The sequence below is a fragment of the Stenotrophomonas acidaminiphila genome, assembly GCF_001431595.1.
GTDB classification, from domain to species: domain Bacteria; phylum Pseudomonadota; class Gammaproteobacteria; order Xanthomonadales; family Xanthomonadaceae; genus Stenotrophomonas; species Stenotrophomonas acidaminiphila.
Window position 1 is genome coordinate 226,647 of sequence record NZ_LDJO01000026.1, and the last position, 22,488, is coordinate 249,134.

21 protein-coding genes are annotated in these 22,488 nt (G+C 70.0%); 7 read left to right on the forward strand and 14 right to left on the reverse strand.

All coding sequences use genetic code 11. From position 1 onward, the window contains the following. Nucleotides 1-71 precede the first annotated feature (71 nt). Genes ABB33_RS09345 through ABB33_RS09365 form a run of 5 tightly spaced genes read right to left on the reverse strand, consistent with a single transcriptional unit; the run spans nucleotide 72 to nucleotide 5,381 of the window. Nucleotides 72-1,118 (reverse strand): sulfate/molybdate ABC transporter ATP-binding protein, encoded by a 1,047-nt coding sequence (locus ABB33_RS09345; protein ID WP_054663438.1) that lies wholly within the window; start codon nucleotides 1,116-1,118, stop codon nucleotides 72-74. A 1-nt stretch (nucleotide 1,119) separates the two neighbouring features. After that, complete coding sequence (gene cysW, locus ABB33_RS09350) at nucleotides 1,120-2,064, reverse strand: sulfate ABC transporter permease subunit CysW (protein WP_056931928.1); 945 nt, start codon at nucleotides 2,062-2,064, stop codon at nucleotides 1,120-1,122. Continuing rightward, the gene (gene cysT / locus ABB33_RS09355) at nucleotides 2,061-2,915 is read right to left on the reverse strand and encodes a sulfate ABC transporter permease subunit CysT (protein WP_275452950.1); all 855 of its coding nucleotides are present in this window, start codon (nucleotides 2,913-2,915) and stop codon (nucleotides 2,061-2,063) included. Before cysT ends, cysW begins: the two co-directional genes overlap by 4 nt. A 3-nt stretch (nucleotides 2,916-2,918) precedes the next feature. Beyond that, nucleotides 2,919-3,941 carry a sulfate ABC transporter substrate-binding protein gene (locus ABB33_RS09360; RefSeq protein ID WP_082595053.1) on the reverse strand — a complete coding sequence of 341 codons (1,023 nt, stop codon included), beginning with the start codon at nucleotides 3,939-3,941 and terminating at the stop codon, nucleotides 2,919-2,921. A 12-nt stretch (nucleotides 3,942-3,953) separates the two neighbouring features. After that, nucleotides 3,954-5,381, reverse strand: coding sequence for an OprO/OprP family phosphate-selective porin (locus ABB33_RS09365; RefSeq protein ID WP_232522543.1), 1,428 nt, complete (start codon nucleotides 5,379-5,381; stop codon nucleotides 3,954-3,956). Between the two features lie 164 nt (nucleotides 5,382-5,545). Here ABB33_RS09365 and kbl point away from each other — a divergent pair, with 164 nt between their 5' ends. Then, on the forward strand, nucleotides 5,546-6,760 hold the full coding sequence (kbl, locus tag ABB33_RS09370) for a glycine C-acetyltransferase (RefSeq protein ID WP_054663432.1): 1,215 nt from the start codon (nucleotides 5,546-5,548) through the stop codon (nucleotides 6,758-6,760). 96 nt (nucleotides 6,761-6,856) lie between these two features. On the opposite strand, the gene ABB33_RS18855 is transcribed toward kbl, so the two are convergent. The 4 genes from ABB33_RS18855 to ABB33_RS09390 all read right to left on the reverse strand — a co-directional run bounded on the left by ABB33_RS18855 (nucleotide 6,857) and on the right by ABB33_RS09390 (nucleotide 9,935). Then, complete coding sequence (locus tag ABB33_RS18855) at nucleotides 6,857-7,177, reverse strand: hypothetical protein (protein WP_152985028.1); 321 nt, start codon at nucleotides 7,175-7,177, stop codon at nucleotides 6,857-6,859. A gap of 87 nt (nucleotides 7,178-7,264) precedes the next feature. Then, on the reverse strand, nucleotides 7,265-8,107 hold the full coding sequence (locus ABB33_RS09380) for a pseudouridine synthase (RefSeq protein WP_056931930.1): 843 nt from the start codon (nucleotides 8,105-8,107) through the stop codon (nucleotides 7,265-7,267). Nucleotides 8,108-8,121: 14 nt separating this feature from the next. Next, on the reverse strand, nucleotides 8,122-8,613 hold the full coding sequence (locus tag ABB33_RS09385) for a hypothetical protein (protein WP_056932018.1): 492 nt from the start codon (nucleotides 8,611-8,613) through the stop codon (nucleotides 8,122-8,124). Nucleotides 8,614-8,825: 212 nt separating this feature from the next. Continuing rightward, complete coding sequence (locus ABB33_RS09390) at nucleotides 8,826-9,935, reverse strand: OmpA family protein (protein ID WP_056931931.1); 1,110 nt, start codon at nucleotides 9,933-9,935, stop codon at nucleotides 8,826-8,828. A gap of 385 nt (nucleotides 9,936-10,320) precedes the next feature. Between ABB33_RS09390 and ABB33_RS09395 the strand changes: the two genes are divergently transcribed. The 4 genes from ABB33_RS09395 (at nucleotide 10,321) to ABB33_RS09410 (ending at nucleotide 15,286) form a co-directional block, all read left to right on the forward strand. Further along, nucleotides 10,321-11,346: a zinc-binding alcohol dehydrogenase family protein gene (locus tag ABB33_RS09395; RefSeq protein ID WP_056931932.1), complete on the forward strand. Its 1,026-nt coding sequence runs from the start codon at nucleotides 10,321-10,323 to the stop codon at nucleotides 11,344-11,346. Nucleotides 11,347-11,671: 325 nt separating this feature from the next. Continuing rightward, a complete protein-coding gene (locus ABB33_RS09400; protein ID WP_056931933.1) occupies nucleotides 11,672-13,702 on the forward strand; it encodes an NADPH-dependent 2,4-dienoyl-CoA reductase in 2,031 nt (676 codons plus the stop codon). A gap of 425 nt (nucleotides 13,703-14,127) precedes the next feature. Next, a complete protein-coding gene (locus tag ABB33_RS09405) occupies nucleotides 14,128-14,586 on the forward strand; it encodes a cell wall hydrolase (protein WP_054663411.1) in 459 nt (152 codons plus the stop codon). An 82-nt stretch (nucleotides 14,587-14,668) separates the two neighbouring features. Then, nucleotides 14,669-15,286 carry a glutathione S-transferase family protein gene (locus ABB33_RS09410; RefSeq protein WP_056931934.1) on the forward strand — a complete coding sequence of 206 codons (618 nt, stop codon included), beginning with the start codon at nucleotides 14,669-14,671 and terminating at the stop codon, nucleotides 15,284-15,286. A gap of 90 nt (nucleotides 15,287-15,376) precedes the next feature. On the opposite strand, the gene msrA is transcribed toward ABB33_RS09410, so the two are convergent. Genes msrA through msrB form a run of 3 tightly spaced genes read right to left on the reverse strand, consistent with a single transcriptional unit; the run spans nucleotide 15,377 to nucleotide 18,413 of the window. Continuing rightward, nucleotides 15,377-16,111 carry a peptide-methionine (S)-S-oxide reductase MsrA gene (gene msrA / locus ABB33_RS09415; protein WP_056931935.1) on the reverse strand — a complete coding sequence of 245 codons (735 nt, stop codon included), beginning with the start codon at nucleotides 16,109-16,111 and terminating at the stop codon, nucleotides 15,377-15,379. Between the two features lie 16 nt (nucleotides 16,112-16,127). Continuing rightward, entirely contained in the window at nucleotides 16,128-17,873 is a 1,746-nt protein-coding gene (locus tag ABB33_RS09420) for a cytochrome c biogenesis protein DipZ (RefSeq protein WP_056931936.1), read from the reverse strand. Between the two features lie 36 nt (nucleotides 17,874-17,909). Next, entirely contained in the window at nucleotides 17,910-18,413 is a 504-nt protein-coding gene (msrB, locus tag ABB33_RS09425; RefSeq protein ID WP_056931937.1) for a peptide-methionine (R)-S-oxide reductase MsrB, read from the reverse strand. 144 nt (nucleotides 18,414-18,557) lie between these two features. Here msrB and ABB33_RS09430 point away from each other — a divergent pair, with 144 nt between their 5' ends. Continuing rightward, complete coding sequence (locus ABB33_RS09430) at nucleotides 18,558-19,274, forward strand: response regulator transcription factor (protein ID WP_054663396.1); 717 nt, start codon at nucleotides 18,558-18,560, stop codon at nucleotides 19,272-19,274. After that, entirely contained in the window at nucleotides 19,271-20,767 is a 1,497-nt protein-coding gene (locus ABB33_RS09435) for a sensor histidine kinase (RefSeq protein ID WP_056931938.1), read from the forward strand. Before ABB33_RS09430 ends, ABB33_RS09435 begins: the two co-directional genes overlap by 4 nt. Nucleotides 20,768-20,791: 24 nt before the next feature. Here ABB33_RS09435 and ABB33_RS09440 read toward each other — a convergent pair whose 3' ends face one another. After that, entirely contained in the window at nucleotides 20,792-21,853 is a 1,062-nt protein-coding gene (locus tag ABB33_RS09440) for a suppressor of fused domain protein (protein WP_056931939.1), read from the reverse strand. Between the two features lie 105 nt (nucleotides 21,854-21,958). Beyond that, a complete protein-coding gene (locus tag ABB33_RS09445) occupies nucleotides 21,959-22,438 on the reverse strand; it encodes a hypothetical protein (protein ID WP_054663387.1) in 480 nt (159 codons plus the stop codon). Nucleotides 22,439-22,488 lie beyond the last annotated feature (50 nt).

A 22,488-nucleotide genomic window follows, 5' to 3' on the forward strand; every position in this document is an offset into this window, starting at 1 on the left:
TTTTTAACCAAAATGATCCGGCGCGCCAGCACTTCGTGGCGTCGCCGTCCGACCCGGCTCCCTGCTGCGCCCTAGCCCGTGGCAGCGGCGGCGAACACCCCATGGCGCCGCGCCGCCAGCGCAACGACCTGCCCGGCGACGTAGGCCGGCGCGTCCGGCGGCAGTTCGACCTCCACGTCCACCGCGGCCCCGCGCAGCCGCGCCCGCAACCGCGCCCTGGCCCCGCTGCGCTGCACCGCCAGGACGGTCCCCGTCCAGTCGCCGGCATCGTCCACGCGCATGTCTTCCGGGCGCACATAGACGTCCAGCGGGACCTGGTCCGGCAGGCCCTCCGGCCGCGGCCAGCGGGCGCCCGCCACCTCCAGCACCTCGCCATCGGTCCGCGCCGGCAGGCGGTTGGCCTCGCCGACGAAGCCGTAGACGAAGGGCGACACCGGCCGGTCGTAGACCTCGCCCGGGCTGCCGACCTGCTCGATGCGGCCACGGTTGAGGATCGCCACGCGGTCCGCCAGCTCCAGCGCTTCTTCCTGGTCGTGGGTGACGAACACCGTGGTCAGGCCGGTGCGGTCGTGCAGTTCGCGCAGCCAGCGGCGCAGGTCGCGGCGCACCTGCGCATCCAGCGCCCCGAACGGCTCGTCCAGCAGCAGCACGCGCGGTTCGATGGCCAGCGCGCGGGCCAGCGCCACGCGCTGGCGCTGGCCGCCGGACAGCTGCGTCGGATAGCGCCCGCCCAGGCCGTCGAGCTGCACCAGCGCCAGCAGCTCCTCGACGCGCGCGGCGATGCGCGCCCTCGGCCAGCGCCGCTCGCCGCGCCGCACCTCCAGGCCGAAGGCGATGTTGGCGCGCACGTCCATGTGCCGGAACAGCGCATAGTGCTGGAATACGAAGCCGGCGCGACGCGCCTGCACGCTCAGGCCGGTGGCGTCCTCGCCGTCGAACAGGATCCGGCCCTGTTCGGGATGTTCCAGCCCGGCCAGCGCGCGCAGCAGGGTGGTCTTGCCCGAGCCGGAAGGCCCGAGCAGCGCCAGCAGTTCGCCGCTGCGGATGTCCAGGCTGACGCCGTCGAGCGCGGGAAACGCGCCGAAGCGCTTGCCCAGTTGTTGGATGCGGATGTTCATGTCACCTCGGCCGATGCGCGGCGGCCAGCGATTGGCCGTGGCGCCATTCCAGGAAAGTCTTCAGCACCAGGGTCAGCAGCGCGGTGCCGGCCAGCAGCGACGCGCAGGCGAAGGCGGCGCTGTAGGCGTATTCGTTGTAGAGGATCTCCACGTGCAGCGGCAGCGTGTTGGTGCGCCCGCGGATATGCCCGGACACCACCGACACCGCGCCGAACTCGCCCATCGCCCGCGCACTGCACAGCAACACGCCATACAGCAGCCCCCAGCGGATGTTGGGCAGCGTCACCTTCCAGAACATCTGCCAGGCATTGGCGCCCAGGGTGAGCGCGGCCAGTTCCTCGTCGCTGCCCTGCTGCTCCATCAGCGGCATCAGTTCGCGGGCGATGAACGGGAAGGTGACGAAGGTGGTCGCCAGCACGATGCCCGGGATCGCGAACACGATGCGCGGCAACTGCAGCAGCACCTCGCCCGCCACCGGCAGGTGCAGGCGCACGCCGTCCTCGATCAACGGCCACAGCCAGCCATCGCGGCCGAACAACAGGATGAACACCAGCCCGGCGACCACCGGCGACACCGAGAACGGCAGGTCGATCAGCGTCACCAGCCAGCGCTTGCCGGGGAACCGGTGCTTGCTCACCACCCAGGCCGCGGCAACGCCGAACACCAGGTTGAGCGGAATCACGATGGCGGTGACCAGCAGGGTCAGGCGCACGGCCGACAGCGCGTCCGCATCGCTCACCGCGCTCCACAGCGCCTGCACGCCGCCGCGCAGCGCCTCGGCGAACACCAGCAGCAGCGGCAACAGCAGGAACGACAGCAGGAACCCCAGTGCACCGAGCACCAGCAACGCCTGCACCCAGCCCGGTTCGGTGGTGACGCCACGCCGCGTCCTGGTACCGGCAGCGCGCACGGCCGGCACCGGCAGTTCCGACACCATCCCGTTCATCGCCGCTCCCTGCGCTGCAGGCGGGCCTGCAGCGTGTTGACCAGCAACAGTACCGCGAAGGACAGCAGCAGCATCGCCGCGGCGATGGCGGTGGCACCGGCGTAGTCGAACTCCTCCAGGCGGATGGTGATCAGCAGCGGCGCGATCTCGGTCGCGCCAGGCAGGTTGCCGGCGATGAAGATCACCGAGCCGTACTCGCCCACGCCGCGCGCGAACGCCAGCGCGAAGCCGGTCAGCATCGCCGGCCACAGCGCCGGCACGACCACCCGTGCGATGGCCTGGAAACGGCTGGCGCCCAGCGTCGCCGCCGCCTCCTCGAGTTCGCGCTCGGCTTCGGCCAGCACCGGCTGCACGATGCGCACCACGAACGGCAGGCCGACGAACACCAGCGCGACCACGATGCCCAGCGGCGTGTAGGCGACCTTCAGGCCGAGCGGCTCCAGCCAGCGCCCGACCCAGCCCTGGCCGCCATACAGCGCGGTGAGGGCGATGCCGGCCACCGCGGTGGGCAGCGCGAATGGCAGGTCGATCAATGCATCGAACAGGCGCCGGCCCGGGAAGCGGTAGCGCACGAACACCCACGCCACCCACGTGCCCATCAGCGTGTTGAACGCGGCCGCGGCGAAGGCGGTGCCGAAGCTCAGGCGCAGCGCCGCCAGAACGCGCGGTTCGCTCCATATCCGCCAGATGCCTTCCACGCCCAACCCGGCCGCGCGCAGGAACACGCCGGCCAGCGGGATCAGCACGATCAGGCCCAGCCAGAACAGGGTCACGCCCATGCCCAGGCCAAACCCGGGCAGGACCCGCGGATGGCGCCGCAGCGGCGGCAGTGCGGCAGCGTTCGCGGCCACCGCTTACTTGCCCGCCTGGATCTGGTCGAACAGGCCACCGTCGGCGAAGTGCTCGGCCTGTGCCTTTTCCCAGGAGCCGAACGCCTGGCGGAGGGTGACGAGCTGCACCGGCGGGAACCGCGCGATGTCGGCCGGGTCGGCGTACTGCGGATTGCGCGGGCGATAGTAGTGGCGGGCGGCGATGCGCTGTCCTTCGGGCGAGTACAGGTACTGCAGGTAGGCCTGCGCCACTTCGCGGGTGCCATGCCGGTCGACATTGCGGTCCACCAGCGCCACCGACGGCTCGGCCAGGATCGACTGGCGCGGCACCACGATCTCGAACTTGTCCGGGCCCAGCTCTTCCTGCGCCAGGAACGCCTCGTTCTCCCAGGCCAGCAGCACGTCGCCGATGCCGCGCTGGACGAAGGTGGTGGTGGCGCCGCGCGCACCGGTATCCAGCACCGGCACGTTGCGGAACAGCGCGCGCATGTAGTTGAGGATGCGCGCGCGGTCGCCCTTGAAGATGTGCTCGGCGTAGGCCCAGGCGGCCAGGTAGTTCCAGCGTGCGCCGCCGGACGTCTTGGGATTGGGCGTCACCACCGAGATGCCGGCGCGCAGCAGGTCCGGCCAGTCGCGGATCCCCTTGGGGTTGCCCTTGCGCACCAGGAACACGATGGTCGAGGTGTACGGCGCGCTGTTGTCGGGCAGGCGCGACTCCCAGTTGGCCGGCAGCAGCCGCGACTTCTGCGCGATCGCGTCAACGTCATAGGCCAGCGCCAGCGTCACCACGTCGGCCTCGATGCCATCGATCACCGCGCGCGCCTGCTTGCCCGAACCGCCATGCGAGGTCTCGATGCTGACGGTCTCGCCCCGGGTCTGCTTCCAGTGCCTTGCGAACGCGGCGTTGTATTCGCGGTACAGCTCGCGGGTGGGGTCGTAGGAAACATTGAGCAGCTGCAGGTCGCGGGCGAAGGCCGTGCCGGCGCCCAGGGCCAGCACGAAGGCCAGCGTGGCCACGCCGATGCGCGGAAGGAAGAAGTGCTTCACGAAGGCTCTCCGTCAGAAGGAAACTTGCAGGCGCGAGAAAACGGCCTTTTCATCCGCCAGCCTGGTGCTGCCGGCAAAGGCACCGAAGCGGCTCTGCAGGTAGTTGGTGGCCAGCTTCAGGTTCGGCGTCAGGTACCAGTTCGCGCCGACCGTCCACGAGCGGATGCGCGTGGCCGAGGTGTCGGGATCGGCGTAGAACGGGAATGCCGCAGCGTCGACATCCAGCCCGCCATAGCGCGCGGTGAGTTCAAACGCGCCCAGCCCGCCATTGACGCCGAACGGGCGCGACGGCGTCACCCCGCGGTAGCCGGCGTCCTCGCCCGTCAGTACATAGCTGGCCGTTGCCTGCCAGGCACTGTGCTGCAGTTGCCGGCGGCGTGCGTCGCGGGCCACCGCCTGGCGCGAGACGATGTACTCGGCCTGCAAGCCGAAGCCGTTGCGGTAGAACCACCCCTGCGGCGACCAGCGCAGGGTGTCGCCCGCAGCCAGCACCGGGCCGCGGTAACTGAAGAACGTCGCCTGCCCGGGCGAGCGGTAGCGCGGCAGGAAGTTGTTGCCGCTGCCCTGCTTCCGGCCGGCGCTGGCCCCCAGGCCGATGCCCAGCCCTGCCCACGCGCCGTCGCTGCCCTTGAACGGCTCCAGGAACACGCGGCCGGCGTACTCGAAATCGCCGTCCGGGTTGCCGGCCACCGCATCGCGGCCATCGACCGTGCCGTTGAACACGCCCACCGCGTAGCTGAAGCGGCCACTGGCCGCCTCGCCCTGCAGCTGTACGCCGAGGTCACGGTTGGGCGCCAGCTCGCTGGCCAGCGCCCGCTCGACATCCACCAGCGCCGCGGACGACTGCAGGCGTTCCAGGCCGACCGGCGAGGTGAACTTGCCCACCCGCAGCGCATGGCCCGGGGCGAAGCGCAGGTCGGCATAGGCATCGACGATGGTCGCGCCGTCGCCGGCGAACTCCGGGGTGAAGCGATAGGCGACCCGCTTGCCCAGCGAGCCCTCCAGCGTCGGCCGGGCGGTGCGCAGCAGAAAGCCGTCATTCGCGCTGCCGTCGCCGATGAACACGCGGGCATCGCCCTGCAGCAGGCCGCGCAGCTTCAGCTCGTAGTCGCCGTCGCCGGACTTGAACGAAGCGCCTTTCTGGTCGATCGCGATCCTGGGCGCGAGCCTTGCGGCGGCCACGCGTTCGTCTTCCTGCAGTTCCAGGCGACGCTCGAGGATGCGCAGGCGCTGGTCCAGATCGGCCAGCCCGCCGCCTTGGGCCGGTGTTGCGTCCGCCACGCCGGCCAGCCGCTCCAGCCGCTCCAGGCGCTGCCGCAGCTGTTCCACGTCCGGTTGCTGCGCCTGCGCCGGCAGCGCCGTCGCACACGCCAGCACGGCCAGGCACAGCGGCGGCAGCCGGCGGCTCGGCAGGGTCGGCATGGGGCGTGGCGCGGTCATCGACGGCTCCTGGCGGGTGGTAGGCAGGCTGCCGATGCTGCGGGCGCACACGTCCACGGAGAAATGACTTCCAGCGCGGCGCATATAGCCATCGCACATGACGCCCGCCGCGCCCACCCCGCTGCCGCTAAAATCGGACTTCCTTCCCGCCGCAAGACCCTGCCATGACCGCTACCGCGAACACTTCCCCGCTCACCCGGCACTACGCCGAGGAACTGGACGCCATCCGCGCGCAGGGCCTGTTCAAGTCCGAACGCATCATCACCAGCCCGCAGTCGGCGCAGATCACCCTGGACGATGGCCGCAGCGTGCTGAATTTCTGCGCCAACAACTACCTGGGCCTGGCCGATCACCCGGAGCTGATCCAGGCCGCCAAGGACGCGCTGGACAGCCATGGCTTCGGCATGGCCTCGGTGCGTTTCATCTGCGGCACCCAGGACCTGCACAAGCAGCTGGAAAAGCAGATCGCCGATTTCTTCGGCAAGGACGACACCATCCTCTACGCCGCCTGCTTCGACGCCAACGGCGGGCTGTTCGAGCCGCTGCTGGGCGAGAACGACGCGATCATCTCCGACGCGCTCAACCACGCCTCGATCATCGACGGCGTGCGCCTGTGCAAGGCCAGGCGCTTCCGTTACGCCAACTGCGACATGGCCGACCTGGAGGCCCAGCTGCAGGCGGCCGATGCCGCCGGCTGCCGGACCAAGCTGATCACCACCGACGGCGTGTTCTCGATGGACGGCTTCATCGCCCCGCTGGACGAGATCACCGCGCTGGCAGAGAAGTACAACGCACTGGTGCACATCGACGAATGCCACGCCACCGGCTTCCTCGGTGCCACCGGCCGCGGCTCGGCCGAGGTCAAGGGGGTGCTGGACAGGATCGACATCATCACCGGCACCCTGGGCAAGGCCATGGGCGGCGCACTGGGCGGCTTCACCTGCGCCAGCGCCGAAGTGATCGAACTGCTGCGCCAGCGCTCGCGCCCGTACCTGTTCTCCAACTCGCTGCCGCCGCACGTGGTCGCCGCCGGCATCAAGGCCTTCGACATGCTCGACAAGGCCGACGACCTGCGCCGCAAGCTGGCCGAGAACACCGCCTACTTCCGCGAGAAGATGACCGCCGCCGGCTTCGACGTGAAGCCCGGCGTGCACCCGATCAGCCCGGTGATGCTGTACGACGCGCCGCTGGCGCAGAAGTTCGCCGAGCGCCTGCTGGAAGAAGGCATCTACGCGATCGGCTTCTTCTTCCCGGTGGTGCCCAAGGGCCAGGCGCGCATCCGCACGCAGATGAGCGCCGCGCACAGCCGCGAGCACCTGGACCGCGCCATCGACGCCTTCACCCGCATCGGCCGGGAACTGGGCGTCATCAAGGGCTGACCTCCGCCCGCAACGAAACAGGCGCCGCAAGGCGCCTGTTCTTGTTCATGCCCGCGGCCGCCAATGGCCGCACCCCGCCCTGCGGGACCCGCAGCTTTAGCGCTTGGGCTTGGGCTTGGGCGTGGACGCCGCCGATGCCTCGGGCTTGGCCGACGCCGTACCGCCACGGGCGACGCGGATGCCGTTGGCCTTCATCCATGCGTCGAACTGGTCGGCACTCATGTTCTTGCCTGCCTGCTGCATCAGGAAACGGTAGTTGCCCAGTGCGTCCTTCTCCGCCATCGGCGCCTCGACCGTCACCGTGACCGGCTTTTCGGCGGTCGCCGCCACCGGCTTGCCGGACGACGCACAACCGGCCAGGACCACGGCTGCCGCCGCACCCAATGACGACACCGCGATGCGGAAGAAAGCTGACATGGTGGCCCGACCTCACTGAGAACAGACACACAGCCTAACGCTGCACTTCATGAAATCAAGCTATTTCCATGAAATACATGAAGAATTTCATGGATTTTCGGATGATTCGACTGAATGGGCGACCAGCCGTGCCAGTTCATCCTCGCCCAGCATGCGCCACTGCCCCTTGGCCAGTTCGCCGAGCTGGACCGGCCCGATCGCCACCCGCACAAGGCGCAGCACCTCGAATCCCACTACCTGCAGCAGGCGCCGGATGTGCCGGTTGCGGCCCTCGTCCAGCACGATCTCCAGCCATGCGGTGCGCTCGCTCTGGCGCAGCACCGCGACCGAATGCGCGGCCAGGTGTTCGCCGGCGTCCTCGACCCCGTCATGCATGCGCGCCAGCTGCGCCGCGTCGGGCACGCCGTCGATCTGCACGCGATAGGTCTTCAATGGCCCGGTCGCCGGGTCGGTCAGCCGCGCCGCCCACTCCGGGTCGTTGCTGAAGAACAGCAGGCCCTCGCTGGCCTTGTCCAGCCGTCCGACCGGCGCCAGCCACGGCATGCCCGCGCCTTCGAAACACCGGTAGACGGTATCCCGACCCTGCTCGTCGCGGACGCTGGTGACCAGGCCCCGCGGCTTGTTCAGGGCAAGGTAGAGGCGTTGCGCCGCCACGATGGGCTGGCCGTCCATGGTCACCCGCTGGCGCCCGGGGACCACCGGAAATTCCGGGTCGCGCACCACGCGGCCGTCCACGCCGACCCGGCCGGCGAGCACGCGGCGCGCGGCCTCGGCGCGCGAGCACACGCCCGCCTTCGACAGCACGCGTGCCAGGCCATGCCGCGGCGCCGCCTGCGTCGCGCCGGCGTGCTTGGCACGGGGACCGGGGGACGCAGCAAAATGCCCGCCCTGTCTGGCAGGGCGGGCATCAGGGTAATTCCTGCGCGACATCCGGGCGGCTTGCGTTACTTGACCTCGGCCGCCGCCTTGGCTTCGGCCGCACCCTCGGCAGCCGGCGTTGCCGCCGCCTTCACCACGCGCACGCCACGGGCCTTCATCCAGGCATCGAATTCGTCGGCGGTCATGCGCTTGCCGTTCTGGCTCATGTCGAACCGCCACGGCGTGTTGTCGTACTGCGTCTGCGGCTTGTAGGCCGCCGGGTCATTGGGATTGATCGCCGGGCGCGCCGGCATGGCGCTGGCGACGTTGTTGCAGCTTTCCACGCGCAGGCGCATCAGCACGCGCTCCAGCGACTGCTCGCCGCTGGCGTTGGGCGCCAGCACGCCCGACGGCATGCCCAGCTGGCCCGGCCGGGAATACAGCTCCATGGCGACCGGCTCGATCACCGTGGCCGGCAACGGCGGCGGCACGATGCTGCTGGCCGAGCAATCGACGGCTGCGTGGGCGGCGGGAACGAGGACCAGGGCCATGGCGCCGGCCAGTGCGATACGCAGCATCGGTATTTCCATCCGTACAGGGAACGCCGCGAGTGTAGGCATGCCCCGCAGGGCTTTCAACCACCACGACCGGGTTCACGGAATGCGTGTTGCCAGGTTTTGCCGGTGAACGACGCGGCAGGTGCAGGCGTATGCCTGGCGATTCGATGCTGCGCAAAAAAACAAGGCCCGGCTTTCGCCGGGCCCTGTTTCGAATCAACCGATACGTCCGATCAGTTCTGGACGTTCAGCTCGGTGCGACGGTTCTTGGCGCGACCTTCCGGGTTGTCCGAACCATCCGGGTTGGTGTTCGGAGCAATCGGGCGGCTCTCGCCGTAGCCGATCGGGCCCACCAGACGCGAGGCGGCAACACCGTGGCCGGTCAGGTAGTCGTACACGGCCTTGGCGCGACGCTCGGACAGCTTCTGGTTGTAGGCGTCGGTACCCTTCGAGTCGGTGTGACCGGCGACTTCAACGCGCAGTTCCGGGTAACGCTTCAGGATCTCGCTGGCCTCGCTCAGGATCGCGACGGCGTCCGGACGCAGGGTCGACTTGTCGAAGTCGAAGTTCACGCCCTTCAGGTCGATCGACACCGGCACCGGGCAGCCGTCCGGACCAACGATCTGGCCGGCCTGCGAGTTCGGGCACTTGTCGTCGCAGTTGTTGACGCCGTCACCGTCGTCGTCCAGGTCGGCGCAGCTCGGCGCAACCGGAGCCGGCGGCGGCGGAGCCACGGCGGCAGCCGGGGCCGGACCCAGCGGGATCACGACGCCGACCGAAGCCAGCACGTCTCCGAACCAGTCGTTGTCATGACCGGCCAGGCGCGGGTTCACGCTCTGGTCGTCGAAATCGGCACGGTAGGCGACTTCGGCACGCACGGCGACGCGCTTGTCGAAGGTGGTCTGCAGACCGGCGCCGATCTTGGCGGCCAGGTTGCCGTCCTTGCGCTGGGCCGGCGAGTTCGTCGAGTTGATGACGTACTCTTCCTCGGCCTTCTGGTAGCCCAGGCCGAACAGCAGGTACGGGTTCCAGCCGCGACCGTCCTGGATGAAGTGGCGACGCAGGTCCAGCGAAGCGCCGTACTGCGACCAGTTCAGGTCCTGGTTCTTGTCGAAATTCGGGTTCTGGTAGTTCAGCTCACCGTCCAGCGACCAGTTCGGGCTGATGAACTTGCCCAGGCCCAGGGTGACGAACGGAGCGTCGTTGGTACCGCGGTCGTTGTCCTGGAAGTTGAAGCCGGCCGACCCGGTCAGATACCAGCGGTCGTCGAATTCCTGGGCCGACGCAGCCTGGGCAAATGCCAGACCGCCCAGCAGTGCGGCGGTAAGGATCTTCTTGTTCATGAATACAACTCCTTGTTTCGGGGGTATGAAACCGGTAATGGCATGTCCAGCACAGCGATTTCGTTCGTCGCGTCCGAAAGATGGCCGTTTCCGCACGCCAACGGAGTGCACATTATGCGCTGGGCCGTGAAGACCACGTTAACAGCTGCGTAACAAATGGCGGGTCCCCTGGACGTGGGCGACCGCTGGAACGCCACCCTATACAGCTTGATCAAGACGCACAAGATCCCCGCCCTGACTGACGTTCCGGGCCATGCCGGGCCCTGCGCCGGGAGCCGGCCGCGGGCGCCGGCTGGAGCGGCCCTGCCGTCCGATCCCCCGACCCTTGCCTGAACAGTGGCTGGGTATCATGGCCGTCCACCCCTCACCGAACGGAACTTCTGCCATGAAAGCTGTGGGCCTGAGCCACTCCCTGCCGATCGAGGATCCCCGCGCGCTGGAAGACGTCGAACTGCCCCCGCCCGCCGCCCCGCAGGGGCAGGACCTGCTGGTGGGCGTGCAGGCAGTGTCGGTCAACCCGGTCGATACCAAGCTGCGGCGTTCGGGCAAGGGCGAACACACGCCGCCCCGCATCCTCGGTTTCGACGCCGCGGGCACCGTCCTGGCCGTCGGCCCCGAGGTGACCGCGTTCGAGGTGGGGGACGAGGTGTACTACGCCGGCGATGTCACCCGGCCGGGCTGCAACGCACAGATGCACCTGGTGGATGAACGACTGGTGGCGCGCAAGCCGAGCACGCTGGATTTCGCCGAAGCCGCGGCCCTGCCGCTGACCACGCTCACCGCCTGGGAGCTGCTGTTCCAGCGCATGCCCTACCAGCTCGATGGCCGCCGCAACAGCGGCCGGACCCTGCTGGTCATCGGCGGCGCGGGCGGCGTCGGCTCGATGGCGATCCAGCTCGGCCGCCATGCCGGATTCACCGTGGTGGCGACCGCATCGCGCGAGGAAAGCCGCGCCTGGTGCCGGCAACTGGGCGCCGCGCACGTCATCGACCATCGCCAGCCGCTGGCACCGCAACTGCAGGCCCTCGGCATCGACCAGGTGGACGCCGCGCTGAACCTGGCCGACACCGACCGCTACTGGCAGGTGCTGGGTGAACTGCTGGCGCCGCAGGGCCATGTCGGCCTGATCGTGGAGCCTGCCGGCGAGCTGCGCATCGGCGACCCGTACAAGGCCAAGTGCATCGGCATCCACTGGGAATTCATGTTCGCGCGGGCGCGCTTCCGCACCGCCGACATGATCGAACAGCACCGCATCCTCACCCGTGCCGCCAGCCTGATCGATGCCGGCGAACTGCGCACCACGGTGAGCGCGCGGCTGGGTCCGATCAACGCGGCCAACCTGCGCCAGGCGCACCGGCTGCTGGAATCGGGCAGCACCCTGGGCAAGCTGGTGCTCGAAGGCTGGGACTGAGACGGCAGGCGACCGGGGCACGGAACGTGACAGGCGCGCATCCCGGCCCTGCGCCCTCCGCAGGCGACCGGCAGACCGCCCGCCACACCGCCCCCTGACGCACCCGCTGGCGGCAGCACCTGCCAGGGCGGCGCCCAGCCCGTGGCCAACCTTCGGACGACCGGCCTGCAGCGACGGCGACACCGGCCCCGCCGGTGTGCCCGCACAGGGGATGGATCACCGCGCGGCCCCATGACACTGGCCCGCGGTCGCCGCGGGCCGCGGCCCTTGCCGCCGACCCGGTTTCGGGGCAGGCTGACATGCTCCGTACGCAAGCGTATCCATCATGACGCCAGCCACCGACACCGCCTACCCCCATCTGTTCGCACCGCTGGACCTGGGCTTCACCCGGCTCCGCAATCGCATCCTGATGGGCTCGATGCATACCGGCCTCGAGGACCACGTCCGCGACTTCCCGAAGCTGGCAGCCTATTTCGGCGAGCGCGCCGCCGGCGGTGCCGCGCTGCTGGTCACCGGCGGCTTCTCGCCGAACATCGCCGGCTGGCTGGCGCCGTTCGGCAGCAAGCTGTCCTGGCCATGGGAAGTGGGCCGGCACCGGCAGGTCACCGCCGCCGTGCACAGCCACGGCGCCCACATCTGCCTGCAGCTGCTGCATGCCGGCCGCTACGCCTACCACCCCCTGCAGGTGGCGCCCTCCCGGCTCAAGGCGCCGATCAACCCGTTCACCCCGCGCGCACTGTCGGCACGGGGCGTGGAACGCCAGATCGGCAGCTACGCCCGTGCCGCGCGGCTGGCACGCGATGCCGGCTACGACGGCGTCGAGGTGATGGGTTCGGAAGGCTATCTGATCAACGAGTTCATCGCCCCGCGCACCAACACGCGTACCGATGCCTGGGGCGGCGACCCTGCCAGGCGCATGCGTTTCGCCGTGGAGATCGTGCGCCGCATCCGCGAGGCCTGCGGACCGGACTTCATCATCATCTACCGGCTGTCGCTGCTGGACCTGGTGGAGGACGGCAGCAACTGGGAAGAAATCCTGCAGCAGGCGCGGGCCATCGAAGCGGCCGGCGCGACCCTGATCAACTCCGGCATCGGCTGGCACGAGGCACGCGTGCCGACCATCGCCACCTCGGTGCCGCGTGCGGCCTTCACCGCGGTCACCGCCAAGCTGCGCCCGCACGTGGGGGTGCCGGTGATCGCGGTCAACCGCATCAACATGCCCGACGTCGCCGAGCGGGTGCTGGCCGACGGCCAGGCCGACATGGTCTCGCTGGCGCGGCCGCTGCTGGCCGACCCGCAGTGGCCGGCCAAGGCCCGCGCCGGCAGGCCCGAGACCATCAACACCTGCATCGCCTGCAACCAGGCCTGCCTGGACCACATTTTCGTCAACAAGCGCGCCAGTTGCCTGGTCAACCCGCGTGCCGCACACGAGACCGAGCTGGTCTACCGCCCCACGAGCGCGCCCAGGCGGGTGGCGGTGGTCGGTGCCGGCCCGGCCGGGCTGGCCTGCGCGACGGTCGCGGCCGAACGCGGCCACCACGTCACCCTGTTCGACGCGGCCAGCGAGATCGGCGGCCAGTTCAACGTCGCCAAGCGCATTCCCGGCAAGGAGGAGTTCCACGAGACCCTGCGCTACTTCCGCCACCGCCTGGCCGATACCGGCGTGGAACTGCGCCTGGGCGTGCGCGCCGATGCGCCGATGCTGGCCGGCTTCGACGACGTGGTGGTGGCCACCGGCATCTCGCCACGCAAGGTGGACTTCCCCGGGGCCGACCACCCGATGGTGGTCAGCTACCTGGACGTGCTGCAGGGCCGGGTCCGGGCCGCGGACAAGGTGGCCATCATCGGCGCCGGCGGCATCGGCTTCGACGTCGGCGAGTTCCTGGTGCAGGCCGGCCCGTCGCCGTCGCTGGACCCGGTGCGGTGGATGGCCGAATGGGGCGTGGACCCGAGTTTCGAAAGCCGTGGCGCGCTGTCCGCGCCGCAGCCCGAGGCACCGGCGCGCGAGGTCTGGCTGCTGCAGCGCAGCCCCGGCAAGCCGGGCGCCCGCCTGGGCAAGACCACCGGCTGGATCCACCGCGCCACGCTCAAGGCCAAGGGAGTGCGGATGCTGGGTGGCGTGGAGTATCTGGGCGTGGACGACCGCGGACTGCGCATCCGCGTCGATGGCACCGAGCAGTTGCTGGAAGTCGGCACCGTGGTGGTCTGCGCCGGCCAAGAGCCGATGCGCGCCCTGGCCGATGCGCTGGCGGCGACGGGCGTGAACGCCCATGTCATCGGTGGTGCCGACGTAGCCGCCGAACTGGATGCCAAGCGCGCCATCGACCAGGGCAGCCGCCTGGCCGCCGCGCTCTAGGCATCCGCGTCGGCCCCGCCCCCGGGCAGCAGGATTACAGTGTTCGCCCGGTGGAAACGCGCGCCGGCAGACACCTTGCCGGTCCGCTGCCCGCCCGTTTTCGTGACCGGCGACACATCCCATCCGATCGCCGGGCGACGCGCCGCCGCCACATCCACGCCGGATCCGGGACCTGCAACGAAGCTGAATGTCAAGAATGCGCATTCAGGATGAGTTTGGGATTGCCCCCCTACCTTGCGCCAACTTTCCGCTCACCCCCCAGTTCTGGTGAGCACGGCGCAGCCCCCACGATCGGTTGATCGGGGTCTGCCCACGGGGCGGCCCCGATGCCATGGCCGCCTCCCCATGACGCCAAGCCGCTGCCGTCCTGTCCCCTGCTGCACCGGGAACAGGCAGGTTGCCGCCCATACGGAGCAAGGAGACCTATGAAACTGGCCTGGATTCTCTGGCTGTCGCAGTTGTTGCCGCAGCCGGCCGCCGATTCGCTGTGCCTGAGTACCACCGTCTATCTGGAAGCCCGCGACCAGACCCTGCGCGGCCAGCAGGCCGTGGCCGAAGTCGCGCTGCGCCGCCTCGACAGCGGCCTGTGGGGCGACTCGATGTGCCAGGTGGTGACCGCACGCAAGCAGTTCGCGCCCACCCTGGTGGCGCCGGACACCCAGCTGCGCAACAACGATGCCTGGGCCGAGGCCGTGGACGTGGCCTTCGCCGCCGAACGCAACTGGGCCCTGCCAGCCGGCCAGCGCAAGGAGATCGTGCCTGGCGCCAGCCACTTCGCCGCGCATGCGATCGCCAGCCCGAGCTGGCGCAATGCCTACCAGGTCGCCACCATCGGCGGGCACACCTTCTACAAGGTGCAGTCGCTCAAGCCGCGCACGTCCTGAGGCGGCGGCATCGCATGCCGGTCACGCCAGCGAACGCGCCGGCGACGATAACGCGGGGGTCCTTCCACCCCCGAGGTATCCGATGAAGCTCTACACCAAGCCCGGCGCCTGTTCGCTGGCCGACCATATCGCGCTGATCTGGTCCGGCCTGCCGTTCGAGGTCCAGATCGTCGACCATGCCACCATGAAGTCGCCGGCGTACATGGCCATGAACCCGGCCGGTGCGGTGCCGGTGCTCGAGGACGACGGCTGGGTCCTGACCCAGAACGCGGCCATCCTCCACTACATCTGCGACAAGGCGCCGGGTGCCGGCCTGGACGGCGGCAGCGACCCGCGTACCCGTGCCGAGGTCAACCGCTGGCTGTCTTTCGTCAACGCGGACCTGCACCCGCAGTACTACCCGATCTTCGGTTCGACCCGATACCTGGAGGACGAGGCGGTCATCGCCCGCACCCAGCAGAATTCGCGCGACAAGCTCAAGGGCCTGTACCAGCGCCTCAACGACCGCCTGGCGCAGGTCGACTGGCTGGGGGGCACGCCGCGCCCGTCCATCGCCGATGCCTACACCTACGTGACCCTGCGCTGGGCACGTGGCCTCAAGATCGATCTGGCCGGCATGGACGCGCTAGACCGCTTCGAGCAGCGCATGCAGGCCGACCCGGCGGTACAGGCCGCGCTCAAGGCCGAAGGCCTGGGCTGAGTCCACGCTCCAACGCCTGGAAACCGAAGGGCCGCCGGTGGCATGGCCGGCGGCCCTTCGCGTTCTGGTGCCGCTACGCGGCCCCCGGCTTCAACGCACCGACACCGGCATCACCAGCCGCGGCGCGTCGCGATAGAGCGCCGGGTACTGGCGCTTGAGCGCCTCGATCTTGGGCAGGTCGTAGAACCGGATGTACGCCGCGTCCGGATGCAGCGCGAGGTAATTCTGGTGGTAGTCCTCCGCCGGGTAGAAACGCCTGCCGCCCTCGACCCGCGTCACCACCGGCGCGGCGAACACGCCGCTGCGCTGCAGCTGGTCGATATAGGCCAGCGTGGCCGCGCGCTGCGCCGCGTCGTCGGCATGGACCGCCGACCGGTACTGGCTGCCGCGGTCCGGGCCCTGCCGGTCGCGCTGGGTGGGGTCGTGCACCACCGAGAAGAACACCTGCAGCAGCTGCGCAAGGCTGACCCGTGACGGGTCGTAGGTCACCTGCACGGCTTCGGCATGGCCGGTGCCGCCGCTGCTGACGCGCGGATAACGGGCATCGGCAGCGCTGCCGCCGATGTAGCCGGATACGGCGCTGTCCACGCCCTTCACGTGCTGGAACACGCCCTGCACGCCCCAGAAACAGCCGCCGGCAAACACCACCTGCGCGCGGTGCACGCCAGGCTGGCGCAGGTCGGCCGCGCCCGTCGGCACGGGCACATCCACCGATGCCGGCGCCGCATGCACCGGGCGGCCGAGGCCGGACCCGGCCAGTACCAGCAGCCCGGCGACCAGGGCGGCGATGCCGCCGGCCACCCATTTTTCCATGCTCATCGTCATCGCCGGCCTCCGCGGCTCAACCAAAGGTGAAGGCATAGGCGCGCACGCCCGGGTCGAGGAACTCGATCTCGAAACTGCGTTCGCCGACTTCGCCGTCCTGGCGGATCAACTGGTAGAGCCGGTTCTCGTCCACCTGGCCATCGCCGCCGGCGCTCACGTCGGCGCCGGCCATCGCGCCTGGCGCATGCCCATCGATACGCACCCGGAAACGCACCGGCTGGCCGCTGACCTGCGGCGCCAGCACCAGGTGCAGGTCGCGCGCATGGAAACGGAAGGCGATGCGGCCGCCGGCCTGCTGCAGCCGCGCGTCCTCCTCGCCCACCACCCAGCGCCCTGCCAGCGCCCACTGGTTGAGCCGCAGCACGGGCGGAACCGCATAGTCGAAGACGCTGCCCGCGCGCTGCCCGCCCGGCGATGCGAAGTTCTCCGCCCGCGCATGGCCGATGTAGGTTTCCGGCGAGCGCAGATTGCCCATGTCCGGCGCACGCTCGACGGCACCGCGCGCGATGGCCGCCGCCGATGTGTCGCCCGGCAACACGTTGCCCGCCTCGCGCAGCAGCCGGCGGATGATCCGCTCGGATTCCTCGTAATCGCCCTCGCCGAAATGATGGGCGCGGATGCGCCCCTGCGCGTCGATGAAGTAATGCGCGGGCCAGTAGCGGTTGTCGAAGCCGCGCCATATCGCGAAATCGTTGTCGAGCGCGACCGGCCAGCTCACGCCCAGGTCCTCAACCGCCCGCTGCACGTTGCGTACGTCGCGCTCGAACGCGAACTCCGGTGCGTGCACGCCGACAACCACCAGCCCGTGCCCGCGATAGCGCTCGTGCCATTGGCGCACATGCGGCAGCGCGCGCAGGCAGTTGATGCACGAATAGGTCCAGAAATCGACCAGCACCACCTTGCCACGCAGCGCCTGCGCATCCAGTGGCGGGCTGTTGAGCCAGCCGCTGGCGCCGGCCAGCGACGGCAGTTCGCCCTCGACCGGCAGCCCCGGCATCGCGGCCGGGTTGGCGGCCATCATCATCGAGCCGCGCGCCGCCGCGGGGTGCGCGGGCAGCGCGTCCAGCAGCCCCTGCTCGAGCCGCGCGGTGCTCACCGTCGACAGCCGCGTCAGCACGCCGGTATCCCAGCCCATGGCGATGGCCAGCACCGCCAACAGCGCGGCGATGCCCAGGCCACGCCGGATCCATTCGCCCGCACCCAGATGCCGTTTCAGCGCGGCCAGTACCCGGCCCCCGACCCACAGCGCCAGCGCCAGCGACGTCGCCGCGCCCAGCGCGTAGGCCAGCAGCAGGCCGCTGGTACCGGCATTGGCGCCCTGCAGCGCCGCACCGGTGAGGATCAAGCCCAGGATCGGCCCGGCGCAGGGCGCCCACAGCAACCCCGTCGCGATACCGATCAGCAGCGAACTGCCCATGCCCTGCCCTGCGCCGGCCGCCGCATCCAGCCGTCCTCCCAGGCGCTGCAGCGGCGACAGCAGGCGGTTGGCCAGTGCCGGCCACAACAGCGCCAGGGCGAACACCGCCATCACCCCGAGCGCGATCCAGCGTCCGGCCTGGTTGGCCTGCGCCACCCAGTGGCTGCCGACCGCCGCCAGGCTGGCGACCACCGCGAACATCAGCGCCATGCCGGCCAGCAGCGGCAGGCCGCTGCGCAGGAACGGCCGGTCCGAACGCGCGAACACGAACGGCAGCACCGGCAGGATGCACGGGCTGGCAATGGTGAGCGCGCCGCCGAGGTAGGCCAGCAGGAGCAGGAACATGCAGGAGTCCTTTATGCGGTCGATGAGGGGCGGCGCTCACGCCGCGATGAAATCCAGGGCCACGCCGTTGATGCAGTAGCGCAACCCGGTCGGGCGCGGGCCGTCGTCGAACACGTGGCCGAGGTGGCCACCGCAGCGGCGGCAATGCACTTCCACCCGCAACATGCCCAGGGTGCTGTCGCGCATCTCGCCGACCGCGCCGTGCAGCGGTGCCCAGAAGCTCGGCCAGCCGGTGCCGCTGTCGAACTTGGCGGCCGACGAAAACAGCGCCAGCGCACAGCCCGCGCAATGGAAAGTGCCGCGCCGGTGCTCGCCGTTGAGCGGGCTGCTGAAGGCGCGTTCGGTCCCGTGCCCGCGCAACACGTTGTACTGCGCCGGGGCCAGCAGCCGGCGCCACTGGTCGTCGTCGTGCTCGACCTCGAAGGTACCGCGCCTGGCCACGGGCGCCGGTGCGGCGCGACCGCAGGCACCCACCCCGGACAGGCCGGCCGCCGCCAATGCGCCGCCCAGGCCCAGCAGGGTGCGACGGGATAGGGGCATGGCCGGTCTCCGGGCAGGAACGATGGGGCCATGCTGCGCCCGCCGCGGTCAACGAATCCTCACGCGCAGTTAAATTTTCCGTGACACATCGGCGCCGGCTTCCACCGACAATGGGCGCCACCTCCCAGCCGGCCGTACGTACCGATGAACCGCGCCAAGCGCGTCCTGATCGTCGAGGACGATGTCCACATCGCCAACCTGCTGCGCATGCACCTGCGCGACGAAGGCTACGACGTGACCCATGCGGCCACCGGCGACGACGGCCTGCGCCTGCTGGAAAGCGACGACTGGAGCGCACTGGTGCTCGACCTGATGCTGCCCGGCGTCGACGGGCTGGAGATCTGCCGGCGCGCGCGCGCGATGACGCGCTACACGCCCATCATCATCACCAGCGCGCGCGCCAGCGAGGTGCATCGCATCCTCGGCCTGGAGCTGGGTGCGGACGACTACCTGGCCAAGCCGTTCTCGATGCTGGAACTGGTCGCGCGGATCAAGGCGCTGCTGCGCCGGGTCGAGGCGATGGCGCAGAACGCGCGCATCGATGCCGGCGCGATCGACGTGGCTGGCATCCGCATCGACCCGGTCGCGCGCACTGCCCAGGTCGATGGCGATGCCCTGGAGCTGACCCCGCGCGAGTTCGACCTGCTGCATTTCTTCGCCCGCCACCCGGACCAGGTGTACTCGCGCATGGAACTGCTCAACCAGGTGTGGGGCCACCGCCACGAGGGCTACGAACACACCGTCAACACCCACATCAACCGGCTGCGCAACAAGATCGAACGCGACCCGGCCACGCCACGGCGCATCCTCACCGTGTGGGGCCGTGGCTACAAGCTGGCGGGCGGTGGCAACGCACCATGAACCGGCTGGCGCTATGGCAGCGGCTGTCGCTGGTGTTCTGCGCGCTGCTGCTGGTGTGCTGCGGCGCGCTTGCGTGGATCCAGATGCGCAGCACGCGCCTGCACGAACAGGAAACCGTGCAGCGCCTGTCGCGCGGGCTGGCCGAACACATCGCGCGCAGCGGCGAGCTGATGGACGCGCGCGGCATGCGCGACGGCGAGGTGCGCGCGCTGTTCGGCAAGTTGATGGCGGTCAATCCCAGTGTCGAGGTCTACCTGCTCGACGACCAGGGCCGGATCCTCGGCCACGATGCGCCGGACGGCCATCTCAGGCGCGACCGCGTCGACCTGGCGCCTGTGCATGCGCTACTGGGCGGCGCGCCGCTGCCCATCCTCGGCGACGACCCGCGCAGCAGCGCCGGGCGCAAGGTGTTCAACGCCGCACCGCTGCGCGTGCAGGGTCGCCAGGTGGGCTACATCTACGTGGTCCTGGCCGGCGAACAGCGCGAGGCATTGGCGGCGGACGTGGCGGCCAGCGCCAGCGTGCGCACCACGCTGTGGGCGCTGGCCATCGTCGCCGTCGTCGGCCTGCTCGCCGGGGTCATCGCCTTCCGCTGGATCACCCGGCCGCTGCGGCGGCTGGCCCGCGACATCCAGGCGTTCGACGTCGATGCCGCCCCTCCTGCGCTGCCGGCGCCACCGATGCCGCCGCGGCCCGGCGAACGCGACGAACTGGCCATCCTGCAGCACAGCTTCGCGCACATGGCGCAGCGCATCGGCGAGCAATGGCAGCAGCTGCGCCAGCAGGACCTGCAGCGCCGCGAACTGGTGGCCAACATTTCCCACGACCTGCGTACGCCGCTGTCGTCGCTGCACGGTTACCTGGAAACCCTGGCGCTGAAGGACGCCACGCTCGACCCCGCCGAACGCCAGCGCTACCTGTCCATCGCCCTGGCACAGAGCACCAAGGTCGGCCGCCTGGCGCAGGCGCTGTTCGAACTGGCGCGGCTGGAACACGGCGGCGTGGTACTGCAGCCGGAAGCGTTCTCGTTGCCGGACCTGGTACAGGACGTGTTCCAGAAATTCGAACTGGCCGCGCAGGCGCGCCGGCAGGTGCTGGCCGCGGATATCCCGTCGGGCCTGCCGGCGGTCCACGCAGACCTCGGCTTGGTCGAGCGGGTACTGACCAACCTGCTCGACAACGCCATCCGCCATACGCCCGAGGGCGGCCGGATCACGGTCACGCTGCGCGCGGTCGGCGACGATGTGCAGGTACGCATCGCCGATAGCGGTCCGGGCATCGCCCCGGAGCAGCGCGCGCACCTGTTCAACGCACCATCCGCGCTCGCCAGCCGGCGCCCGGACAGCGGCGGGCTCGGGCTGTTGATCGTGCAGCGCATCCTGCAGCTTCACCAGCGCCGGATCGAACTGGCCGACAGTGCGTCCGGCGCGGTGTTCGTGTTCTCGCTGGCGGCGGCCGGCCGCCGCCCGCCACCGCTCCAGGACGGAGGCTGAATCCCGCCACGCCGGCGGATACGCTCAGCCGATCTCGCCGATCACGTTGCCGCGGCCGTCGCGCAGTTGGGTGGGCACCACTTCGACCTGCAGCTTGCCGCCGGGCAACCGGTACACGCCACGCTCGGCGCGGATGCCCGCCAGCATCGCCGCGATGCTCGCGTCGCACAGCACGCAGCGCGCGCTGTCCTCGTCCAGTTGCAGGTCGTCCGCCACGCCCGGCTCGAACCGCCATTGCCGTTCCCTGCCCAGCACCACCAGCGGCCGGTCGTGGTGCAGGCGCAACGGCAGCAGTTCCAGCACGCTCTCCACCTGTCCCGCACCCAGCACCAGGGTGGTGACCACGCCCTCGTCGGACCAGTCCAGCGTCTCCACGAACAACATGCCGGTACTGGAGCCTTCGCGGCGGCTGCCCGCCTCCACCTGTCCGGCCAGTGCCGCATCGGCCAGCAGCGAATCGCGTGCGAGCTCGGTGATCCACGACGGCATCGCCGGTGCCAGCGCCTCCAGCACGCCGGCCGTCGACCAGCGCCTGACCGCCGCCATCTCGTCGTCGGTCAGGCCCACCATCTGCAGGAAATCCAGGCGCCCGTTGGGGGTTTGGATCGCCGGCAACTGCGGATCGGCGACGAACGCCAGGTGGCGCAGCCGGGTACCGCTGTCCAGCGCAATCGGGCCGTTGGCATCGAGATGGTGCCCGGCCTCGAACACGTTGCCGCTGCCGAACACGTAGCGGGCCACGTTCTGCAGCAGGTTCAACGGCCACGTCGGTGGCGTGCCGCTGCCATCCTCGCCGGCTTCGGCGGCGAGACGGAAGGTCAGCTCGAAGCCGAAGCCGCTCGCCTCCGGATCGTCGCTGTGCTTGTCGTACAGCTCGGAGAAACCATAGGTGACGTAATGCCAGTGGGGGCGCGGCAGCGGGCTCCAGTACACGCTGATGCCGTCCAGCGGATCGTCGCCGCCCAGCGTGTACGAGGCTGCCGTGCCGAAGTGCCGTGGCTCCTGCCCCGCGTGCACCGGGCGCAACGCCGCGTTGATGGCGTCCCAGCCCGCGGTGCCCGCCCCGCCACCGTTGTATTGATCCATGCCTGCCGCTCCCTCGGATACCAACCGCGCATGATAGTGCCGGCTACCGGACGGTCGCCGTGATGCCCCGGGGTGGCCGGGGCAGCACGCCGGCAGGCGGGGCCGTCACGCCAGCACCAGGGCCCGGGTTTCCTCCAGCCAGCGGCTGGCGAATGCCGGGCTCTTGGCCTTGCCCAGCGCCGCGGCCACTTCCGGCCACAACTGTTCCAGCCCCACCGCGTTGCGGCTGCGCTCGATCTTGAGCTGGATCAGGTACCCCTTCAGGCCGAGGTGTCGGCGTACCGACTCGGCCATCCAGTCGCGCAGTTGCTGGTAGCGCAGCGGATCGTCGCCCAGCTGCATGGTGACCGGCACCGGCGGCGCGCGCTCCGCGTTGCCTCCCACCACCTCGATGAGTTCCAGCGCCAGCAACTGCTCCAGGACATCCTCCGGCGCCCGCAGCCCCTGCGCCATCTGCTGCAGTTCGCGGCTGTCGCGCTGCCCGTCCACCAGCAGCAGCACCGAGCGCAGCGCCGGCGCCAGGCGCAGGCCCCGGTCCTCGATTTCGCGACGGCCAGCCGCCGTCTTGGCATGGATCAACGCCATTCCCCCTCCCGCATTTGTGCATCGCAACCACGATGCGCGCGACCGGCACC